This window comes from Selenomonas ruminantium subsp. ruminantium ATCC 12561 (genome assembly GCF_000424065.1).
In the GTDB taxonomy this organism is placed as follows: domain Bacteria; phylum Bacillota; class Negativicutes; order Selenomonadales; family Selenomonadaceae; genus Selenomonas_A; species Selenomonas_A ruminantium.
In genome coordinates this window covers 144,147-165,577 of record NZ_AUJE01000004.1, presented here as the reverse complement: position 1 = coordinate 165,577, position 21,431 = coordinate 144,147, and the positions used below count along the sequence as shown (strand labels likewise).

At 50.0% G+C, this 21,431-nt stretch carries 17 protein-coding genes and 1 riboswitch; of the genes, 4 read left to right on the top strand and 13 right to left on the bottom strand.

Translation table 11 applies throughout. The features are described 5' to 3' along the window. Positions 1-225 (bottom strand): IS200/IS605 family transposase (gene tnpA, locus G598_RS18925; RefSeq protein WP_037363978.1); only part of this gene is annotated, 225 nt, incomplete at its 3' end. Between the two features lie 274 nt (positions 226-499). Between tnpA and G598_RS0103535 the strand changes: the two genes are divergently transcribed. Next, a complete protein-coding gene (locus tag G598_RS0103535) occupies positions 500-1,855 on the top strand; it encodes an NlpC/P60 family protein (RefSeq protein ID WP_051179879.1) in 1,356 nt (451 codons plus the stop codon). A 73-nt stretch (positions 1,856-1,928) separates the two neighbouring features. Here the strand turns inward: G598_RS0103535 and G598_RS0103530 are convergent, their stop codons facing one another. The 8 genes from G598_RS0103530 to G598_RS0103495 form a co-directional block, all read right to left on the bottom strand. Continuing rightward, complete coding sequence (locus tag G598_RS0103530) at positions 1,929-4,271, bottom strand: FAD-dependent oxidoreductase (RefSeq protein ID WP_026765779.1); 2,343 nt, start codon at positions 4,269-4,271, stop codon at positions 1,929-1,931. 15 nt (positions 4,272-4,286) lie between these two features. Next, positions 4,287-5,918 carry a glutamate synthase-related protein gene (locus G598_RS0103525; RefSeq protein WP_026765778.1) on the bottom strand — a complete coding sequence of 544 codons (1,632 nt, stop codon included), beginning with the start codon at positions 5,916-5,918 and terminating at the stop codon, positions 4,287-4,289. Beyond that, entirely contained in the window at positions 5,906-7,012 is a 1,107-nt protein-coding gene (locus tag G598_RS0103520) for a class II glutamine amidotransferase domain-containing protein (RefSeq protein WP_026765777.1), read from the bottom strand. Before G598_RS0103520 ends, G598_RS0103525 begins: the two co-directional genes overlap by 13 nt. Before the next feature lie 403 nt (positions 7,013-7,415). Continuing rightward, positions 7,416-8,411: an NYN domain-containing protein gene (locus tag G598_RS0103515; protein ID WP_026765776.1), complete on the bottom strand. Its 996-nt coding sequence runs from the start codon at positions 8,409-8,411 to the stop codon at positions 7,416-7,418. 389 nt (positions 8,412-8,800) lie between these two features. Then, positions 8,801-9,763, bottom strand: a complete 963-nt coding sequence (locus G598_RS0103510; protein ID WP_026765775.1) for a M23 family metallopeptidase — start codon at positions 9,761-9,763, stop codon at positions 8,801-8,803. A gap of 24 nt (positions 9,764-9,787) precedes the next feature. Next, on the bottom strand, positions 9,788-10,297 hold the full coding sequence (locus G598_RS0103505; protein WP_026765774.1) for a DUF4446 family protein: 510 nt from the start codon (positions 10,295-10,297) through the stop codon (positions 9,788-9,790). A 24-nt stretch (positions 10,298-10,321) separates the two neighbouring features. After that, positions 10,322-11,275: a ParB/RepB/Spo0J family partition protein gene (locus G598_RS0103500; protein WP_026765773.1), complete on the bottom strand. Its 954-nt coding sequence runs from the start codon at positions 11,273-11,275 to the stop codon at positions 10,322-10,324. Continuing rightward, positions 11,268-12,029: a ParA family protein gene (locus G598_RS0103495; RefSeq protein WP_026765772.1), complete on the bottom strand. Its 762-nt coding sequence runs from the start codon at positions 12,027-12,029 to the stop codon at positions 11,268-11,270. The genes G598_RS0103500 and G598_RS0103495 overlap by 8 nt, the downstream gene beginning before the upstream one ends. A 215-nt stretch (positions 12,030-12,244) precedes the next feature. Here G598_RS0103495 and G598_RS0103490 point away from each other — a divergent pair, with 215 nt between their 5' ends. Beyond that, a complete protein-coding gene (locus G598_RS0103490) occupies positions 12,245-12,919 on the top strand; it encodes a vitamin B12 dependent-methionine synthase activation domain-containing protein (protein ID WP_026765771.1) in 675 nt (224 codons plus the stop codon). Positions 12,920-12,944: 25 nt separating this feature from the next. Continuing rightward, positions 12,945-15,323, top strand: coding sequence for a homocysteine S-methyltransferase family protein (locus tag G598_RS0103485; protein WP_026765770.1), 2,379 nt, complete (start codon positions 12,945-12,947; stop codon positions 15,321-15,323). 130 nt (positions 15,324-15,453) lie between these two features. Here G598_RS0103485 and pfkA read toward each other — a convergent pair whose 3' ends face one another. Further along, positions 15,454-16,416 (bottom strand): 6-phosphofructokinase, encoded by a 963-nt coding sequence (gene pfkA, locus G598_RS0103480; RefSeq protein WP_026765769.1) that lies wholly within the window; start codon positions 16,414-16,416, stop codon positions 15,454-15,456. A gap of 184 nt (positions 16,417-16,600) precedes the next feature. Beyond that, a riboswitch (ZMP/ZTP riboswitch) is annotated at positions 16,601-16,677 on the top strand. 44 nt (positions 16,678-16,721) lie between these two features. Here pfkA and G598_RS0103475 point away from each other — a divergent pair. Then, positions 16,722-17,891: a phosphoribosylaminoimidazolecarboxamide formyltransferase gene (locus G598_RS0103475; protein WP_026765768.1), complete on the top strand. Its 1,170-nt coding sequence runs from the start codon at positions 16,722-16,724 to the stop codon at positions 17,889-17,891. A 78-nt stretch (positions 17,892-17,969) separates the two neighbouring features. Here G598_RS0103475 and G598_RS18455 read toward each other — a convergent pair whose 3' ends face one another. The 3 genes from G598_RS18455 to G598_RS0103460 form a co-directional block, all read right to left on the bottom strand. Further along, positions 17,970-18,644, bottom strand: a complete 675-nt coding sequence (locus tag G598_RS18455; protein WP_051179877.1) for a hypothetical protein — start codon at positions 18,642-18,644, stop codon at positions 17,970-17,972. Between the two features lie 125 nt (positions 18,645-18,769). Next, on the bottom strand, positions 18,770-19,939 hold the full coding sequence (locus tag G598_RS0103465) for a hypothetical protein (protein ID WP_026765767.1): 1,170 nt from the start codon (positions 19,937-19,939) through the stop codon (positions 18,770-18,772). 487 nt (positions 19,940-20,426) lie between these two features. Beyond that, positions 20,427-21,386: a hypothetical protein gene (locus G598_RS0103460; protein WP_026765766.1), complete on the bottom strand. Its 960-nt coding sequence runs from the start codon at positions 21,384-21,386 to the stop codon at positions 20,427-20,429. Positions 21,387-21,431: the final 45 nt, after the last annotated feature.

Sequence of the window (21,431 nt, the reverse complement as noted above, 5' to 3'; positions counted from 1 at the left end):
ACCGAACTGCGGGTGAACCTCCAGTAGAAGATGCACATGGTCTGGCATGATTTCCATTTCGATTACATCGACTTGGATTTCTTCACAGATTGACTTGACCAGCTCCTTTAGTCTGGTGTCAACGCCATTGACCAACACTTTTCTGCGGTACTTGGGACAGAACACGATATGGTACTTACATGAATATACGATATTGTGGATTGAATGATATTTTATTTCTCCCATATTTGTATTATACAACTTTAAGAAAAATAATACAACACAAGTTAAAAAGTAATTTCAATTACTTACGTAAATTCGGTGGACACGCCTTATATCCCCATAACTAAAGTTAGGGTTTTTACGGCATTTTGGATAACCTCAGCCAAAAAACGAATAAGCCGAAAACATTGAATGCCTGCTTATGTTTCACGTGAAACAAAAAACAGATAGGATAATGCTCACATCATGGCGAATATATAGTAGAGTCACTTATTAAAATTGGAAAGGAAGTCTCTCGATGAAGAAAAAAATTCTGACTGCTATGAGCGGGTGTTGCCTTGGACTTTGTGCCATGATGTTTTCACCACTTCCGGCATTTGCTGCCGATAGCATTGCCATTACCGGCCAGCTTGCCACACCGTCGTATTGGACAAAACATACAGTTAATGGCGACAAAGACTTGCTCACCCAGCAGGAAATCAATACCATCAACCGCACAATGCGAGAAAAAAGCAGTAGTCTGGTGGATTTAGCAGCCTATAATATCAACAAATCGGCTGCAGATGTTAAAGAAATGATACTGGCTGCCCAACAGGATTACCGTGGTGAAGAAACGCCTGGAGAGGCCTATGATGCGAAGGGCAAACAAGTTTCTACAGAGCACTTCAAACAAGTACAAGCTAACTGTAATCTTGAAAACTTAACCGGCAATATCACCGGACAATATGCTTTAATCACAGAGCGCACGAATATGCGCCTGCTGCCTACAGCCGATAATTACTTTGATGATGTGACCTGTCTCCACTATGATTCCATGCAGGCCACAGCACTCGACCCGGCAGAGCCTGTGATTATTCTGCACAAGAGCAAAGACGGTGCCTTTGCCTTTTGTCAGGCGCGCCATTATACGGGCTGGGTAAGCCTTGGTGCACTGGCTGTCACCGACCACCAGCATTGGCAGCGTTATGTCAATCCCAAGGATTTCCTTGTCGTAACAGCCAATAAAAAAGTTGTATCTGTAGGCGGCGCTTGGACGGTTCTGTTCCAAATGGGCAGCGTTATCCCGCTGGCCTCGAATAAACTGCAGGCCCATGACACCTGGCTGGCTTATGTGCCCGTAGAGGTAAACGGTGTCTTGAGCGAAGCAACGGTAAAAATCACCGATGATGACAGCGTCCATAAAGGTTTCCTCCCCTGCACCCAAAACAACTTTATACGTCAGAGCATGAAATTCCTCGGTGATGAATATGGTTGGGGCGGTATGGACGACAGCGTGGATTGTTCCTCCTTTGTCGCTGATATCTACCGCAGCATGGGCATTGAACTTCCGCGCGACGCCGACCAGCAGGAGCTGGCCATGACCCAGAGCCTGAAATTCGACGGTCTCACCACAGCCCAGCGTTTCGCCAAGGTAAAAGAGGCACCTGTGGGAGCACTTCTGTTCAAGCCCGGTCATGTGATGATGTACTTAGGACAGGACGCGAACGGAAATCCCCTCGTCATTCACTCAGCCAGCAGCTATTTCACCTTTGATAAAGGCGAGAAACAGAAACACTATATTCGCAAGGTGCTTGTATCGGATTTGCACTATCAAAACGGCAAAGCTGTCGAAACCATCGACGGCCTGACCAGCGCAGGCTTTTGCGCCAAATAAACATAGCGAAAACAAAGAGGATTGCCCGCCATGAGCAATCCTCTTTTTGTTTCACGTGAAACAATATCTAATTTTAGGCTTTTGCACCGGTAGAATACATCTTAATCGGTTCCGGATTATCCTCGATGCTCCAAACACCGCAGGGGCAGACACCAGCGCAGATACCGCAGCCGATGCACTTATCCGGGTCAGATACATATTCCCAGCTGCCATCTGCTTTTTCAATGCGAGTGATGGCTTTTTCCGGACAGGATTCCAAACACATCTTACAGTCACGGCAGGTACCGCAGCTGACGCAGCGTGCATGGTCGTCCACCGGGTCGCCAAGCAGGCAGTGATGGCATTTGTCAAAGTAAGCCTTGGAGAGTCTCCCCGCCGGAATCTGCTGTTTCTGCGGGAAGGGCTTAATCTCCTGTCCCATCACATACTGGTCAACGTAGTAAGCCGCTTTACGGCCGCTGCCGATGGCGTCCGTAAGTCTGCCCGGCTTGATGGTATCACCGGCCGTGAATACGCCCTCTGCAATGGACTGGTCAGCCTTCGGCACGAGCCAACTCTTGCGGAAGAATTCAATGCCTTCATCTTCGGGCAGGAAATCGAGCACTGGCTCCTCACCGATGGACACAATAACCTGGTCGGCGGGAATGAAGGTGCCGTCATTGGCATAGACGCCTTCAGCCGTAATCTTATTGGTGAAGAACGGCCAGACGAGCTTGCCGCCCAAACCTTCCACATAGTCGATTTCCTCTTTAAAGGCTGCCGGTTTCTGTACGTCCACCGCTACTACTGTTTCTGCGCCCATTTCGTAAGCGCCACGGCAGGTATCCATACCGGAGTTGCCTGCACCGATAACGACGACATGCTTGCCCGTCTTCGGGTGCTCGCCACGGTTGATGGCCTTGAGGTATTCGAGGCCCATAGTCAGTCGTTCTGCACCTTCCCAGGGGAAGAAGCGGGATTTTGTGCCGCCTGTTGCCACAACAACAGCATCATGTTCACCGCGCAGCTGGGCAAATTTATCTTTATTCACCTTACAGGAAGATACGAATTTTACGCCTACGCTTTCAATGCGTTTGAGTTCGGCTTCCAGGAGTTCATGGGACAGACGGCCGCGCGGGATAACCTGTTCCAGCTTGCCGCCGATATGCTCCGCTTCATCATAGACCGTTACACTATGACCTTTGCGGGCCAGCTGCCAAGCGGCCGAAAGGCCTGCTACACCGCCGCCGATAACGGCGATTTTCTTGCCTGTCTGTACGGAGGGTTTTGCCACCGGCAGGAAGGCCGAGCGATAGCCCAAGGCGCCAATCTGAATCGGCTCATCAATGCTGCCGCGGGTACAGCCATCCATACAGGGATTCGGACATACGGAACCGCAAACCGAGCCGGGGAATGGCGTATAATCAAGCTCCAGCTGGAAGGCTTCATCGAGCTTGCCCTGACGAATCAGGTCAAAGCGGCGCTGGGTCGGAATCCCAGTCGGGCAGTTGAATTCGCAGGGTGCCGCAAATTTGGCATTATCCCAGCTCGGTACACGCAGACGGTAAAGCCCCGTCGACAGCGTGTTATGCACCGCAAAATCATCATGGGCAACATCGGAGAAGATACCGCCCTTAACCCATTCATTCAAGCGAAAGGCCTGCATGGACGGCTTGTTGTTGCCCTTGGCTGCCTTTTCCGCAAAGGTCAGCGGAGTGAGCTTCTGCCATTCCTGCCAGTTGGTGAGTTCGCCTTTCAGCTCCGTACGTTCGATATGGCTCAGAAAATCGTCCATACCGCCCTGCAGGAAGGCAATATCCTCATCATCTAAGGGCAGGCATTTGATATCCGCCGGGAAATCATCGACATTGCCGCGAACATAGACGACACCGCCGACCATGCCGACACAGGCACGTTCACCGAGCACAGAAGAAAATTCGGCGCTGTCATAGCCGCAAACCACGGCCCGGCCGCCGCCCATAAATTCAAAGGAGAATGACCCCGTATTTTTGAGAATCCAGAGTTCCGGTTCTTCATAGAGCGGGTCATGCTTCATCAGGGAACCCGTACGGGTACCGCTGCGACCGCCGATAAAGATTTTACCGCCGGAGGAGCAATGACCTGCCGTATCGCCGGCATCGCCCTTGACGGTGATGATACCGCCAGCGTTAAGCCAGCCAACATCAGCAGAGGTCGCCCCCTCTACCACGATTTCCGTGCCCGGCAGGCACATGGAGCCTGCACGCTGACCGGCATTGGTAATATGGAAATGCAGCGTCTTGCCTTCCGGATGCCACAGCGGGCCGCCAATATCATGCTGGCCGGAAGCCGCTACTTCAAATTCCGTTTCGCCCTGCCGTACGGCTTCTTCAATAGCCAGCAGCAGGTCCTGGGTGGACATACGGTCATGTCCCTTCATGGTATTAATCTTGAACATTACGCTATCCCCCTATTAACATACATACTGAATGCCGAGCTGGTCGGCCACGGCCTTGTCCGTGGATACCAATGCATCGCTGCGGCCGATAGGCAGCGAACTGTTGCCGATAGGCGCCATAAGCTTTTTGAGCTCGGAATCGAAGGCCAGTACATAGTCCACAATCTTCTGCGCGCCCTTGTCGATATCCAGACGCTTGACCAGACGCGGGTCCTGTGTGCAGATACCCATGGGACATTTGCCCGTATTACAGGAGTTGCAGCGGCCCTGCTCGTTGCCGACACAGCCCAGAAGCTGAATGAGTACCTTACCGACGAATACGCCGTTGGCACCAAGGCACATGAGCTTAAACGCATCGGCCGCCGCATTGCCGGTCATGCCGATACCGCCGCCGCCGTAGAGGGGAATCTGCCCCTGCAGGCCCTGCTTGACGGCCGCCAGATAGCAGTCACGAATCTTCGAAACCACCGGATGGCCCGTATGGTCGAGGGAAACTTCATTGGCTGCACCAGTACCGCCCTGAATGCCATCAATGAAGAAGCCGCCGCAAATCTTATAGGGGTCACGCAACAGGTTGTTGTATACCGATACGGATGTTGCCGAAGCCGCACATTTGATGCCGACCGGCACGCGGAAACCGAAAGCCGCATTCATGGACAAGTGCATTTTCTGTACCGATTCCTCAATGGAGTACAAGCCCTGATGGTTCGGCGGCGAAGCCAAGGTTGCCTTCGGTACGCCACGGATAGCCTGTACATGTTCAGCAACTTTCGCGCTGGGCAAGAGGCCACCGTCACCAGGTTTTGCACCCTGACCGATTTTAATCAGGATACCCGCCGGGTCCGTAACCATATGCGGCATAGCCTTGATGATGCGGTTCCAGCCAAAATGGCCGGACGCTATCTGAATAATGAAGTATTTGAGATAATCCGATTCCAACAGTTTAACCGGCATACCGCCTTCACCGGAGCTCATGCGCACCGGCAGACCGCATTTCTCATTGAGATAGCCGACAGCCAAAGCCACAGCTTCCCAAGCACGGGTCGACAGCGCACCGATGGACATATCGGAGAAAATCAGCGGATAAATCCAATCCACGGGCGGGGTCTTAGACTTCTGCACCAGCTTGCCGTCCTTGATTTCAAAGGGCAGGTCTTTAGCGGGCAGTACCCGGCCGAAAGGCGCGCGGATATCGAAGGTATGGCGGGCAGCGTCCAAAGACGGGTCCGTCATCTGGGAGATACGGCCCACCACAATACTGTCCAGCGTGCGCTGGGCGTTGAGATTCGTACGACCACCGCGCTTGATGGGGCCATTATCCTTTGAGAGCAGGGTCTTGCGGGTATCTGCATTGCGCACCGGACGGATGGCATTATTCGGACAAATCTTTTCACACATGCCACAGCCGCGGCAGAAATCCGTGAGACTGGCCACCTGCTTGATGATGGGTCTTGCGATATGCGTATGTTTCGGTTCCGGCTGGCTGCCTTCCGATACCGTCAGCGACTGCTTCTGCACTTCTACCTTGATGGCCTTGAAGGAACAGCCAGCCACGCAGCTGCCGCACATAGTACAGCGTTCTGCGTGATATTCGATTTTCCACGGCAGGTCATTGACGCCGATATCCTGTGTTTTTACTGCTTCCATCTCTGTACCTCCAGGTCATTGTCAATCACGACAATCTCACGTTCATTGGGATAAATATCCTGCGACTGGTCACGATTCGGCATGATTTCATTGATGCCGCAGACCTCCGAAGAAATCGCTACCATGTTTTCATCACGGCCCACCACTACCGGGCGCAGCTTCTTGGAATCACAGCAGGTAATCATGCGGCAATCCGGCAGCACACCGATAACCGTATTCGGCCCGTTGATTTCCAGATTGGCCAGGGACTGGCGAATGGCCACCAGCACATCCTTATCCTCCCGCTGCTCGCATTCTTCAAAGGGCAGCGGCGTAATGACATGCTTATAATAGGTCAGCGGCCATTTGAGTTCATGGTGCACATAATGCAGGGTATTCAGGAAGCACTGGGAATCGGATTCAAAACCGATATAGCCGCGGTGCAGGGAAGACTGAAATTCCTTGTTCTTCGTATAGAAGGTATTTTCGCCGTTAGCACAAAGCGTATAGCCCTGCAGGAAGAACGGATGGGCTGCATAGCGCACGATGTCATAGTTCGTATTCTGACGGCACTGTGCCACGATGGATTTAGCCACGAGACAGCCATTGTCATCCCAAAGATGGAAATAGGTCGCAATATCTGCGGGGTCACCGATTTCCTTCAGCGTCAGCACATCCGGCCAAAAAGAATACACAAAACCGGCATTGTTTTCCGTGAGGATTTTGCGCAGAGCCAGCCGCGTATCGAGCAGGAGATTTTCCTTCTCCTCTTTGCTCATATGACCAGCTTCTTCCGGATAATCATAATTGCGGAAGATGTAGTAAGGCATGGCCTTGATATCGAGGCCGGGACGCTTATCCGGAACCGGAATCCACTCAGCGAGCGGCACAAAGTTATGCGCATCCATATAGTCCTCGACCAGCTGAGCACCACGCTGCGTGCAAGCCAGTGAAAGCAAAGGCTTATCCTTATAATTGGAGAAAATGCCATAGAGGTCCTGCATGACCATGGCAAAGCCCGAATTATCATGTCCTTCCTGTTGTGGAAGCATCAAATGAAGGGCCTTGGAGGGCTGAATAGGCACCTTGCTTTTTATCGAACCAATTCTGCACATAATTGTCGCTCCTTTGCGAATGTATACAAAATATCACATCTTTGTCCTTACTCAATGTATTTTTATTACAACGTAATTAATATTATAAGAACTTTGTAAACCTGTGTCAATAAGACCAAAGCTAAAAATTATGCATTTATGATTGTGATAACCCCTTATAAAATAGCGATTTATAATCTATTTTATGTATAATTATTCTTATAATTGTATTTTTATAAAAATACTCATTTACAGTGTGACAAATTAGGTATAGCTGAAAAGGCAATAAAAAAGCCCTATGCACGGAAATGCATAAGGCTTTTTCTTTTATAATGCTTTTGTTATGTTATGTATTTTTTTACGGTATACAGGAATACATAGCCTTCTTCCTTTCGCTGGAACAGCAAACAAGTATACATAATACTTATTCATCAGCAGCAAAAGAATCCAATTCCTCACTGTCGTAATAGACAGCGTTCTGACGGCAAACCAACCCCAGTGAACGGTAAAATACATCATCAAGATTACCTTTTTTGACCACCTTAAAGGCGACGAGAAACGCCAAAAAAACCGTATCGCGCATACCATTGATAAAGGGAACTTCTATAATCTCACCATTTATTCCCGGTGCGAGAATCAACTTTACCTGACTTTGGCGTTTGGCTAAATAATTGTGCAGTTCCGGAGATAAATTGCGAAATAAGCGTTCACTTGCACCATCCGGCTGGCTGAAAACCAACGAGAGTTCCTGCTTCTGATGCCCCTTCTTTTTTTTCTTGCCCACATTCCTGCTGACCGCTTTTCCTTTTGCCAGTGTCAGCAGATACGGCTCCATTACATTCGCCGAAGGCAGAGCAGCAGTCTTGTTTTTTCTCGGCCAAAGTTTTCCGGGAAACTTAATTAATTTTCTAGCACCCGTGAGCAGCTTTTCCTGCCAGCTCTCTACCGGCCGGCCCAGCTGCTGACCGACGAGCTTATCTAAATCAATGGTTTCCACCGCCGCAGATTCCCCTGGCTCAATCCGCTTTATCGCCTGCTTCAGCCCTTCCACACCACTGACCGCAGCCGCATAGATAATCAGCTTCTTCTTGCGTTCAGCGGCAAGATAGGCCAGCGGCGCAAAATCCCGGTCATTGGAAAGTATCGCAATTTTCTTCACCGAACGCCGCAAACAAAGCTCCCGCGTCCCCAGCATAACCAGCCAGGTATCTGCCGAATCCTTCCCCACCATGCTATTGACAATGTGGAACTTCGGCCCTTCCAGACGCAAATACTCATTTCCCGTTTTAGACCGATTGCCCACGCAATAACATTCCCGCACCTTAAAATTTTGGCAGAGCCACACATAAAGCGGCACGCCCCACTTAGGCGAAGCATTTTCCGCGTCAATAAATACGACTAAATCCCCACTCAACGACATACAACCGCCCCTATTTCCGGTTATAACTTTTCTTAATATTCTATAGACATATTTAATTATACATCATCAAAGGACTACAAAACAAGCAATCCCCTATCCAAACGAACAGCCCCTATAACACCTAAAGGAAAATCTTCTATAATGCGAACCAAGCCCGAGGGAACTGGCTGTGTTTTTCCGCAGCGTTTGACAAGCCTGTCTCAGCGAAGGAAAAATACTGCCAGTCCCCTGGGGCGCCTTATTGCCAAGATGAAAAATCCAATGCAACAAACTAAGCCCGCGGGGCTGTTGTTATGTTTTCGCAGCTTTTGACAAGCCTGTCTATGGCGAAGAAAACATAACAACAGCCCCGCGGGCGCCTTTATGCTATGAGGTTAACCAAACAAAATTTAATGAAGATATGCGGATGGATTTACCGCCTGCCCATTAATCCGCACTTCATAATGCACATGCGGCCCCGTCGAGAATCCGGTACTGCCCATATAGGCGATTACCTGCCCCCGGCGAACCTGCTGTCCAGCCGTTACCGCCACCTGCATGGCATGCCCATAGCGGGTCATAATGCCATTGCCATGGTCGATATCCACCATGTTGCCGTAGCCGCCATCATTCCAGCCAGCCACACGCACCACACCGTCTGCCGTTGCGAGAATCGGTGTTCCCATATCATTGGCAATATCAATTCCCGGATGGAAATCCGAACCATTCCAGCGCAGACCATACGGCGAACTTACTACACCGCGTGCAGGCCAAATAGCAGGCGTTGTGCCCCCAGGCAGGTTAATGCTGACTGCCTTAAGTTCCTGCTGCCGCTGGCTGAGTTCTTCCTTCAATGCGTTCAGGGACTGCCGCCGGACAGCCAGGCCCTGCTCCACCAATGCCAATGTATCGCTGACATTCTGCACCGTAGGTGTGCTGATTGGCCCCCCCTGCCCGTTATGCGTTTCCGGGTCAGTACTTTGGCTGCCATCACCATTGCCTGAATTATTTTCCTGCATCGGCTGTGCCCCGGATAAACGCCGAATATCCTCTTCCAGCTTCTTGAGCTGGTTCATATCTTCCTGCAGCGCATTCGCTTTCTTGGCCAGCTGCAAAAGCTGTTCCTGCTGAATGCTGTTTACCTGACGCAAATCTTCAATCTCGGCGGCGCCATTGCGATTGACAAACGTGCTGTACACCGCATAGCTGAACGCACCAACAAAGAGCATCGCGCCAGCCAAAAGAGAAATCACACCGTATTTCAACAGCGCACCCGGCAGGCGAATCGTCTTAGTGTCGCCACCCTGTGGGGGGATAAATTTAATCGTATACTCCTCCGCAGCAGTCTTACTTTTTTCATTGTCTGCTGACATTTGAGCCTTCCTTTCTCAAAAAAATCATTTTGCCTTGCTCATCGCTTCCTGCAAAGCCTGTTCTTCTTCTTTCGTCATCGGATAAATGGATTTTCCATCTTCAATCGGTTTGGCATAACCACGAGAATCCTCGCGTCCAAAAATACTGGACATCACTACGCCATTATTGTGGGAATCCAACAAGGCCACGGCATAACTGAGGTCACTGCCCATATCTTCAAAAGCCCGGAAACGGACCATGCCTACACGGGTAACTGCCATTTGCAAAAGCTCATCTATACGGCGGTTTTCAGTATCCAGCCGCTTATTTTCTTCCACCACATGACGCACCTCATCGATATGTCCCATGAGCAGCCGTTCCAGATTATCCCCATCAACGCCACTCATCATTTTGCGATAGCGCTTCTTCATATAACTGAGCGTCCATGCCTGCTTAATCATAATGCAAAGCATAATCAATATAACCACAGCCATAATCACTACTAAAAATGGCATATTATCGCCCATAAACTTCATAAAATATTTCATATCCATGCTAGAAACCAAAACCCCTCTTTTTTATACCGTGAATTTCCCCATCTGAACAGACTGCTGCTGCGCATCTTTCTTTACCTGCTTCGCATTCGTTCGGTCAAGCAAAGTCCCCATGATGCGCTCTAAGTCCTCAGGGGAATAAAACTCAATTTCCAGTTTGCTCTTTTTCTTGCCGCTCTGAATCCGCACCTGCGTGCCAAACATTTCCTTCAGTGTATCCACGGCATCACGAATAAAGATGTCCTGCACAGGCTTTACCTTCTCCGGCTTTTCTCCTGCCTGTTCATGGAACAGCTGCGGATTTTCCAGCAGTTTCTTCACGAGCTGTTCCGACTGGCGGGCAGAAAGCTCCTTGCTCTGAATATAATCTGCCGCTTCCAGCTGCAAATCTTTATTTTCCAAAGCCAGCAGTGGCTTGGCCTGTCCCATGGAAAGACTGCCGTTGGCCACATATGCCTGCACCTGTTCAGCAAGATTCAGGAGCCGCAGGAAGTTAGCAATATGGGAACGGCTGCGCCCCACTTTTTTGGCCACCGTTTCCTGCGTGAGCTTAAACTCTTTCATCAAGCGCTCATAAGCCTTGGCTTCTTCCATCGCATTCAAATTTTCCCGCTGAATATTTTCAATCAGGGCAATCTGAGCGATTTCTTCGTTGTTGTATTCCCGGACTTCTACCGGAACTTCCGTAAGACCAGCCAGTTTTGCCGCCCGCAAGCGCCGTTCTCCGGCAATCAGCTCATAATGATTTTCTGCCACCTTACGTACCAGTAAAGGCTGCAAAACACCAAACTCCTTAACGGAATCCTTGAGCTCCTCCAAGGCACTTTCATCAAACTCCAAGCGTGGCTGATAGCGATTGGGCTGAATCGCCTCAATCGCGATTTTATGCGCCTTCTCTGCAGATACGTTTTCACTGACCGGTTTTGGCGTGCCCAATAATGCGCCTAACCCTTTGCCCAGGCCGCCTTGCTTAGCCACAAGCAATCACCTCTTTCGCCAGCTTCATATACACTTCCGAGCCCTTGGATTTCTTATCATAATAAATGATGGGCTGACCAAAGGAAGGTGCTTCACTCAGGCGCACATTGCGGGGAATCATGGTCTTGTAAACCATCGTGTCAAAGCTGTTCCGTACTTCAGCCACTACCTGTTCTGCCAGTTTTGTACGGGAATCATACATGGTCATGACCACGCCTTCCAGCTTCAAATTCGCATTCAGATTGCTGCGTACGAGTTCAATCGTGCGCATGAGCTGCGCTACACCTTCCAACGCATAAAATTCGCACTGAATCGGCACCAGTACTGAATCGGCCGCCGTCAGCGAATTAAGCGTCAACAGCCCCAATGAGGGCGGGCAATCAATGATGATGTAATCATAATTATCCCGCACGGCATCCAGTGCTTTTTTCAACCGCGTTTCACGGGAAATTGCGGCCACCAGCTCGACCTCAGCACCAGCCAGATCAATGTTGGCCGGCAGAATATCCACCTTGAATTCCGTCTTTTGAAGCACCTCTGTTACCGGTACATTGTCAATCAGCACCTGATAGATGGTCTTGCCCTGCAAGGTCGATTTATCCACGCCAAAACCACTGCTGGCATTTCCCTGCGGGTCACAGTCCACCAGCAGGACCTTCTTTTTCTTTGCCCCCAGACAGGCCGCTAAATTCACCGACGTTGTGGTTTTGCCCACACCGCCCTTTTGATTGGCAACTGCGATAATCTTTGCCAAAATCGTTCACCACTTTCTTACACTGTGCTATAAGTTACAGTAATGCTTGTGTATTTCCTTAAAAGTAAGTATAATTGTTACATTACAGGTTTTCTTTTGGACAGATGTAAATTTTACCCTCGCCCAAAAACAGCATACCTATATAATAATATGAAATGCAAAAAAATGCTATTGTTTCACGTGAAACAGTAAAAAAATTTTAAGGTGGTGAGTTGATGCCTATTTATAATGCACCCCTGCTTTCCATTGATGCAACCGAAGCCCGGCGCTATGCAGGCCTGCAAAAAGCCGTTGACTTTGACGAAGAAAAAATCCTGGAAGCCTGCGAAGATACCCGCTTATTGGCAAAACCTAAAGGAATCTGGGAGATTTACGATTACGATTGTGAAACACAAACGATAAACGCCAATCCCCCCTGCAAGCTGCAGGGGAAAAAAATTGGCCAACATCTGGCTGGCTGCGAAAAGGTTATTGCCCTATCGGCTACCGTAGGCGAAGATATCGAAGAAGATATCACCAGACGCTTTTCGAGCGGGGAATACAGCAGCGCTGTCCTCATGGACGCGGCCGCGACCGCTGCCGTGGAACAACTTGCCGATGGCATGGAAAAGGCCATCAGCCCCAAGATGGCCGCGCAGGGCTTTTTACGGAAATGGCGCTTTAGTCCCGGCTATGGGGACTGGCCACTAACGCAGCAGCCGGAATTAATCCGATTGGCCAAGGCCGAACAAATTGGCGTAAAGCTCACCACCTCCATGATGCTCACCCCGCGCAAGAGCATCACCGCCCTCATTGGACTCTACCGCAAACAGGAAAACAGTACGGCGAAGCACAGCCCCAAGGGTTGTGCCGCCTGTACGCAAAAGAACTGCCCCTCCCGCAGAAAATAAATCTCCCAGAACAGGAGCTGAATGTATGTGTAAAATTGAAATCTTTGACGGTGCCATGGGTACCATGCTGCAAGCTGGCGGCCTTCAGCCCGGAGCCTGCCCGGAACTCATGAACATCGAAAATCCCGAAGTGGTAAAAAATATCCATCGGGCATATATCGAAGCTGGCGCCACCATTATTGAAACCAATACCTTTGGTGCCAGCCCGCTGAAATTAGAGCACTATGGCTTGACCGACCGCATGGCCGAACTCAATGCCGCCGCTGTAAAAATTGCTAAAGAAGCCGCACAGGGCCGGGCAAAAGTCGCCGGTTCCATGGGGCCAACGGGCCGTTTTATCGAACCATTGGGCGATTTGGCCTTCGATGAAGCCTATGATAATTTCTTCGCGCAAGCACAGGCCCTTGCCCAGGCCGGTGCCGATTACCTCATCATTGAAACCTGTATCGACATTCAGGAAATGCGTGCCGCCCTGCTGGCAGCCAAAGATGCCTGCAATATTCCGGTAATCTGTCAGCTTTCCTACAGCGAGGACGGCCGCACCGTCACAGGTACTGACCCGCAATCGGCCGCCATTCTTCTCGATGCCATGGGCGCAGACATCATCGGCGTCAACTGCTCCCTCGGCCCGGAAGAACTCGTGCCCATCGTAAAGACGCTGGCGGAAAACTGCACTTGCCCCATCAGCGTACTGCCCAACGCCGGCATGCCCTACCTTAAAGACGGTCAGACCGTCTTTCCCATGGGGCCGGAAGATTTCGGCAAATGGGGCGTAAAACTTTTGGAAGCCGGTGCCAGCTATTTAGGCGGCTGCTGTGGCACAACCCCCGAACATATCCGGGAACTGGCCAAAGCCGTAAAGGATTTGCCCCTGCCGGAACGCAGACTTCCAGCCAAAAGACTTTGGCTGACCAGCCGCAGCAAAAGCGTCTGCATTGATAAGAGCCTGCCTACCCGCCTGATTGGTGAACGCATCAACCCCACGGGACGTAAAAAACTGGCCGCCGAAATCCGCGAAGGCTCCCTGCTCGGCGTAAAAAAAGAAGCCGTCAATCAGGTCAAAGCCGGCGCTCATCTGCTCGATGTCAATATGGGCGTAGGCGGCATCGACCAGGTTGCAGCCATGGCCAAGGCCGTCACCGAAATCGCCCAGCTTACCGATGCGCCACTGGCCATTGACACTAGCGATGCCGAAGCATTAGAAGCAGGACTCAAAGCCTATCCCGGCCGCGCCCTCATCAACTCCGTAAGTTTCGAGCCGGAACGCATTGAAAAATTCCTGCCTCTGGCGAAGCGCTACGGTGCTGCCATTCTCTGTCTGCCCATCACGCCGGACGGCGTTCCCAAAACTGCCGAAGAACGCATCGAAGTCATGCACAAAATCATTGCCGCCGCTAAGGACGCAGGCTTAGACGATGGCGATTTCCTGCTGGATGCTTTGGTTATGACTGTTTCTGCCGACAAGAACGCCTGCTATGAAGTGCTTATTACCCTGCAGATGTATCGAGAGCGATTCGGCTATCCGACGACCATGGGCCTTTCCAATATCTCCTTTGGCCTGCCTAACCGCCCGCTGATTAACAGCACCTTCTTCGCGATGTGTCTGGCGGCAGGACTCGACGCCCCCATTATGAATCCCTATGACGAATCCATGCAGAACGCCCTGATGGCTTCTGCCGCGCTCTTAGGCGATGACCCCAACGGTCTTGCCTACAGCAAAAATGCGGCCAACCTGGCCGTACCAAAAGCCGCCGCCACCGCCAAAGTGACGGAGCAGACACCGCTGGAAGCCATCAAACAAGCCGTAATTGACGGTGAAAAGGACGAAGTGCCCATGCTGGTCGAAAATGCCCTCAACGCCGGAATTGACGGCAACACCATCACGGAGCAGGCACTGACTGCCGCCATGACGGATATCGGCGTGGACTTCGGCGCAGGCCGTATGTTCCTGCCGCAGGTACTCCTGTCTGCCGAAACCATGCGGGCAGCCTTTAACAAGCTCAAAGAACTGACACCGGTCAATCAGGCCCCGGAACAGGGAACAGTCGTCATTGCCACCGTCAAAGGCGATGTGCACGATTTGGGCAAGAACATCACCGGCGCCCTGCTGGCCAATAGCGGATTTAAGCTAATCGACCTCGGCAAAGATGTGGACAGCACCGATATCGTCAGAGCCGCCATCGAAAACAATGCCGATATTGTCGGCCTCTGTGCCCTGATGACCACCACCATGGTGCAGATTGACAAGGTTATTGCCGACCTCAAAGAGGCAGGCTGTGCCGCCAAAGTCATGGTCGGCGGCGCCGCCGTTACCCAAGAGTATGCGGACAGTGCCGGCGCCGATGCCTACGCACCAGATGGCGTAAAAGCGGTCGAACTGGCAAAAGAATTGGTAAAAAAATAACGCTGCTTTTCCACAGCTAATCACATTTTATCCACAGATTTATCCACATTATTCACGTTCGACAAAAATAACATACAACAGCAAAAAGGGAGGCGAATCGCCTCCCTTTTGTGTTTATTTATCATTATGTTTAGAACAAAACTTTTGCCAGATGCAGGTATTCCGGGTCAAGCTGTTTTTTGTTGTTTACGGAGTCATGCAGGTCGATGGACACTACACGGCCCTTGCTGAAACCAAATACCACATCGGACAGACCGGAAATCAAGGCCAGTGCAGCCTGCTCACCGAGCTGGCTGGCGCGTACGCGGTCGATGACCGTCGGCGAACCGCCACGCTGAATGTGGCCGAGTACCGTTACACGGGTATCGAGTTCCGTCTTCTTGGCAATGAAATCACCGATTTCCTGTGCATTGCCTGCACCTTCAGCAACAACCACGAGGATATAGCGCTTGCCCTGAGCATAAGCGTTCTTCATATCATCGCAGAGCTTGTCCAAATCGAAGGGTTCTTCCGGTACGAGAATGTACTCTGCACCACCGGAGATGCCGGCAACTAATGCCAGCCAACCCGAACTGCGGCCCATTACTTCCATAACGATGACACGACGATGGGCCGAAGCCGTGTCACGTAACTTATTGATGGCATCAATGATGGTATTAGCTGCCGTATCGCAGCCAATCGTGTAGTCAGAACCCCAAACGTCATTGTCGATGGTGCCCGGCAGACCTACGATAGGAATGCCCGTTTCCTGCGACAACAGGGAAGCACCACGCAGGGAGCCGTCACCGCCGATTACGCACAGGCCCTGAATCCCACGGTCAACGAGGTGCTGATAGCCGAGCATACGACCTTCCGGCGTCTTCCAGCGTTTGCAGCGTGCCGTTCCCAGGAACGTACCACCACGCTGAATGATATCGCCAACGTCTTTGGACTGCATTTCAAACATATTTTCTTCGAGCAGGCCATGATAACCATCACGGATACCCCAAACTTTTACCCCTTCATAGAGCGCCGTACGCACAACTGCACGGGCTGCCGCATTCATACCGGGGCTGTCGCCGCCGCTGGTCATGACTGCAATGCTTTTTAACATAATCGAAGTTCCCCCTTGAATTATAAGCAATCTGCGGTCATTTTTGCTGGCCGCAGGAAAAAACAAACCTCACTAATCCCTATCATACCATAAAAAGAAGAAATCTAACAGAAATTTTTTCGCCATTTGCCTAATTAAAAATGTCCTTGACAAGCGCATATTATTCGTGTTAAATTCGTTGTAGTTGATGCTGTGCGACTGACGGAAGTGGATAACCACAGGGAGCACAGGGAAGAAAAGCCGACCGTCTGGGTGAATGCCTGGATTTGTGTCGGCTTTTTTGCGTTATATGGAGGAGATTTGCAATGACGGAAATGGAACTGAAATACGGCTGTAACCCCAATCAGAAACCGGCCAGAGTTTTCTGCGAAAAAGGTCTGCCCTTTACGGTGCTGAACGGCAAACCGGGGTATATCAACCTGCTCGATGCCTTTAACAGCTGGCAGCTTGTGCGTGAACTCAAAGAAGCCACCGGCCTGCCTGCCGCTGCATCTTTTAAGCACGTCAGCCCGGCTGGCGCAGCGGTTGCCGTTCCCCTTTCCGAAGCCCTGCAAAAAGCCTACTTTGTCGAGGGCGTAGAACTCAGCCCTGTGGCTACGGCTTATATCCGCGCCCGTGGTGCTGACCGTATGTCCTCTTATGGGGATTTCGTCGCCCTCTCCGATGAATGCGATGCCCAGACGGCCAGCTTCCTGAAGCGCGAAGTTTCCGACGGCATCATTGCCCCCTCCTACTCCGCCGAAGCACTGGAAATCTTAAAATCCAAGCGCAAAGGCACTTACCTGGTCATTCAGATGGATACGAACTACCAGCCGGAGCCTTTGGAGCAGAAGCAGGTCTTTGGCATTACCTTTGAACAGCAGCGCAATGACATCAAGATTACGCCTGACTGCCTGACGGAAATTCCCACGGTCAACAAAGAACTGCCGGAAAGCGCCAAGCGTGACCTCTTGATTTCCCTGATTACCCTGAAATACACCCAGTCCAATTCCGTCTGCTATGCCAAGGACGGTCAGGCCATCGGCATTGGCGCTGGTCAGCAGTCCCGCGTACATTGCACCCGCCTTGCGGGCAACAAGGCAGATATCTGGTATCTGCGCCAGTGCCCCAAGGTGATGAACCTGCCCTTCAAAGAAGAAGTTCGCCGCCCGGACAGAGACAATGCCATTGATGTATACGTTGGCGAAGAAAGCGAAGACCTATTAACCGACGGCAACTGGGAACATCTGTTCACCGAAAAACCGGAACCGCTTACCCGCGAAGAAAAGAAAGCCTGGCTGGCTACGCAAACCGGTGTGGCTCTTGGCTCCGATGCCTTCTTCCCCTTCGGCGACAATATCGAACGCGCCCGCAAGAGCGGTGTCAGCTACATCGCGCAGGCTGGCGGTTCCATCCGTGACGATAATGTTATCGCCACCTGCGACAAGTACAATATGACCATGGCTATGACGCATATTCGCTTGTTCCATCATTAATTTGCTTACCCCGTTCTTACATACTATACACACAACAAAATCGCTGGCGGCAATCCGTCAGCGATTTTGTATTTTTTCTTATATGGATATACGCAGGGTATCTTCCAGCACATCACGCATACTCTTTCCCTTAAACCAATGAGCTACGGGGTCACGCTTCATATACTTCATGACATTATGGTAAATCTCATCTTCCAGGGAACCAGAAATCAAATCCTCCCAATTTTGTACACGGTACTGCCGTTCCTTAATCGAATTATCCGGCCGTCCGGCAACCTCCAGTTCACTTAAAAACTGGATTTGCTTCGTCTTGGGCCGCAAATAATAGTGTTCAAGAAAATACTTCTGCGGATAACTGTACTCATCATCAGGCGTGGTTTTCACTAGCCGAATCCAAACATCTACGATATCCTCATTTTCCGAATAAGGTATTTTCTTCCATTTGGCACTTCGCGTGTCCATATAGTAGGCAAAACCATTATCTTCCAACAAATAGACATAGCGTACCTTCTTATTGGCCTCTCCATTTTGTTGACGCTTGCTATCCAGCGCTCTGCCCAAAGCACCTTTTTCCGAACTGCTGCTGTCCTGCTTGCTGAACCAATCGTCTGCACGGCTGTTGTCCGTTCTCGGTTCACTGGTCGTTATTTCTTCGGGTTCTTCTCCGATTTCCTCTGCCGCCTGCGTTGTCAAAGGCATACACAAGCACAAAGCCGTAAGGACTGCAACTGTCCACCCCTGCCACTTCTTCATTATCCCACCTCTATTCTGACAAAACTATCTTGTGTACTATTTCTCCATGTGTAAAAAAAATCCTTTTCTCCGTCCCTGAAAAAATAAGCAGGGATTTCCCCTGCTTATATCATCATGCAACATGGTCAACGCTCACTAACCTTGATATCGTCCATCGCCTCCTTCATCGCATTAGCTACCGAACGTTCCAAAACGCGGCCATTGATATGTCCGTTATGCGTTTCGCCGCGGGCGGCTATGTCATTGCGATAGATATAATCGCCGCTCTTTACATCCACCAAGCGCACACGCAGCCACACATTTTTCGTTACTGTATTGGTATTCGCTACAATAAAGTCGTGCCCATAGATTTTTCCTTTGCCATTGCTAAGGGTCAGGACAAATACATAGTCGTAATTGCATTCGCGGCCAGCCCGCACATAATCCATTCGCCGCATATCGGCAAGACCACGGGGACGATTCCCCACAGCCATGCCATCAACGTCAACTTTTGAGGATTTTATTACACGTGTTTCATCCCCAGAACTGCTACTGGTACTGGCTCCAAAACCAATAGATGCCCCCCAGCCCTTATGGTCAGTGTCAGTATCAACATGTCCTGTTCCTGATGCATTGCGGTCTACTGTACCTGTATAGTCATCAGACCTACGTTCCCCTCCATACCACCTATTATCAATATCACCATCAAGGTCACTATCATTCTCATAGGTATTATACATATTACCGTTTCGAGTTCCCTTAATATTATCTGATGATGTCACATTATGTGCTGAATCTGTTACCGAATCAAAAATATTTTTTACCCCGCTAATCTTAGCGCTTATTCCTCTCGTGGAATTGGAATGGTTATACTCACGTTCCTTAGTCGTTGCATATTCCCGCTGGTCATAATACATGTCCTCAGCATATTGCAACAACCTGCTGTTGATATCTGTCCCCTTCATAACCGCAAAATAATCAATGGGGAATTTTTTTCGTAAATGGCTGTACACCTGATTCTTTATACGGTCTTCCACAATCATATTTTCATCGCCATTGATGACCACGGCAATGCGGGTGCGGCCATCACGCCCCGGCTTTTCATCGTTATAAATCATTTCGTGAGCACGACGATATACATCAGAAGCTTCATATCCCTTATTCTTTTTCAGCTCCCGATCCATAACCTCAATCCGGGGCTGGCTTTTTGCTTCAGCCACCGCACAATCCTTATCTATAGGAAGTAAACCAAAGGACTGTCCCCCAAAAAGACATGCTCCCACAACTAATACCGTCAATACCTTCTTCTTCACCATCTCCACTGTCCTCCTACAATTCCTTTTGTAATCCACAGTAATCTTTCATCTTTATCTGCACCCTACATTATAGCGTAAATTTTCACAAAAGTCCATTTTTATATTTTAAATACAAGAAAAAAAAGCCACTCTCGACCAAAAGAGTGGCTTTTCATGTCCTCATAGCGGACCCTGTGCGTCACAAGCGGTCAACCTGCAACGCTACTGTTCATGCAATTCTCAACCTATATTCATTGTAGCATACATCTAAAAAAAATGCTATACTTATTTTGCTGTGCACCTCTCAGCGGAAGGGAGGTCTGTGAATGCATTTTTCAACCTTGTTGCGTGACTTCTTGCTTTCTTTGATAGCAGGATTGGTAGCCAACTATCTATTCACCGTGCTGATGAAGTAGTGCAGCAATCAGTAAATACCTCGGGCAAAGGTCAGCCGTAGAGGGAGATTAGCCGTCCAAGACCAATGGACGGCTTTTCGTTTGTCTTTTTCTTACTTTTTCCCCGTCTGTGACGCTTCGGATACGCCTTTTTGAATATCGGTCAGATTGAGCAGTTCCACTGCGGATTTGCGGACATCATTAGGTATAGTGAATTTTTCATTCTGATTGACGCCCATATAGCTCATATAGAACTTCAATTCGCTGAAATAGCCCAGCGATTCCATCATTTCGCGTTCGTCATCACTCAATTTGATTTTTCCGGCAGCCATATCGTTGATGACATTTCTAGCATACGCCCGAATCATTGGGGTTAAATCGGTGCTGATGGTCACAGTCTTACGGTCGGCCTTATTCACTACCCAGTCCACCGTTAAATCCGTGCCTTGCAGTGCCTTCGCCAGGTTATCCATCATCGCTTTATGTTCCTGTTTTTCCTTTTCCGAAAGCTTAACCGTACCATCGTCGTCTAAATATTTTTCCGATATCTGTATCATTTTGCCTGCGTCCATAACAATCCGCAAGCCCTGATGTTTGTCGGTTTCATTTTCAATGGAGACGTTTTTCACCGCCTGCAGGCTTTCGTCCATAAAGTTTACGGCACCAGTCCGCCAAACATTTGCCAGCTCTGCAGGAATCCCCGGCAGTGTCAATTTGCCCCAGCTGCCTGCCCGCTGTGCATAGATGGTCAGAATGCTGTTTTCATTCTCCATATAAAAGGGGATATTTTCATGGCTGGTGATATCGGTCTTTTTTTCCGTAAGCTCCCAGCTCAGATTGCCTTGCAAATACATGCTGTTATTCCGCAAGACCTTGCCTTTGGCATCCAGTTCCCAATGATAATTTGGGCCAAACAAATCCATACTGGTATATAAAGCCCGCTCATCATCGAGATTGGCCATATATGCCTCTTTATAGACTTGCATGGCATTCTGCTGCTCAGCGGCCATTGCGGGGCTGCCTCCCCACAACAATACCCCACAGCCTACGGCAGCAACGATTTTTTTCCACATAGACAACGCTCCTTTCAACATTCATTTTTCTCCGCAAAAGCGCAT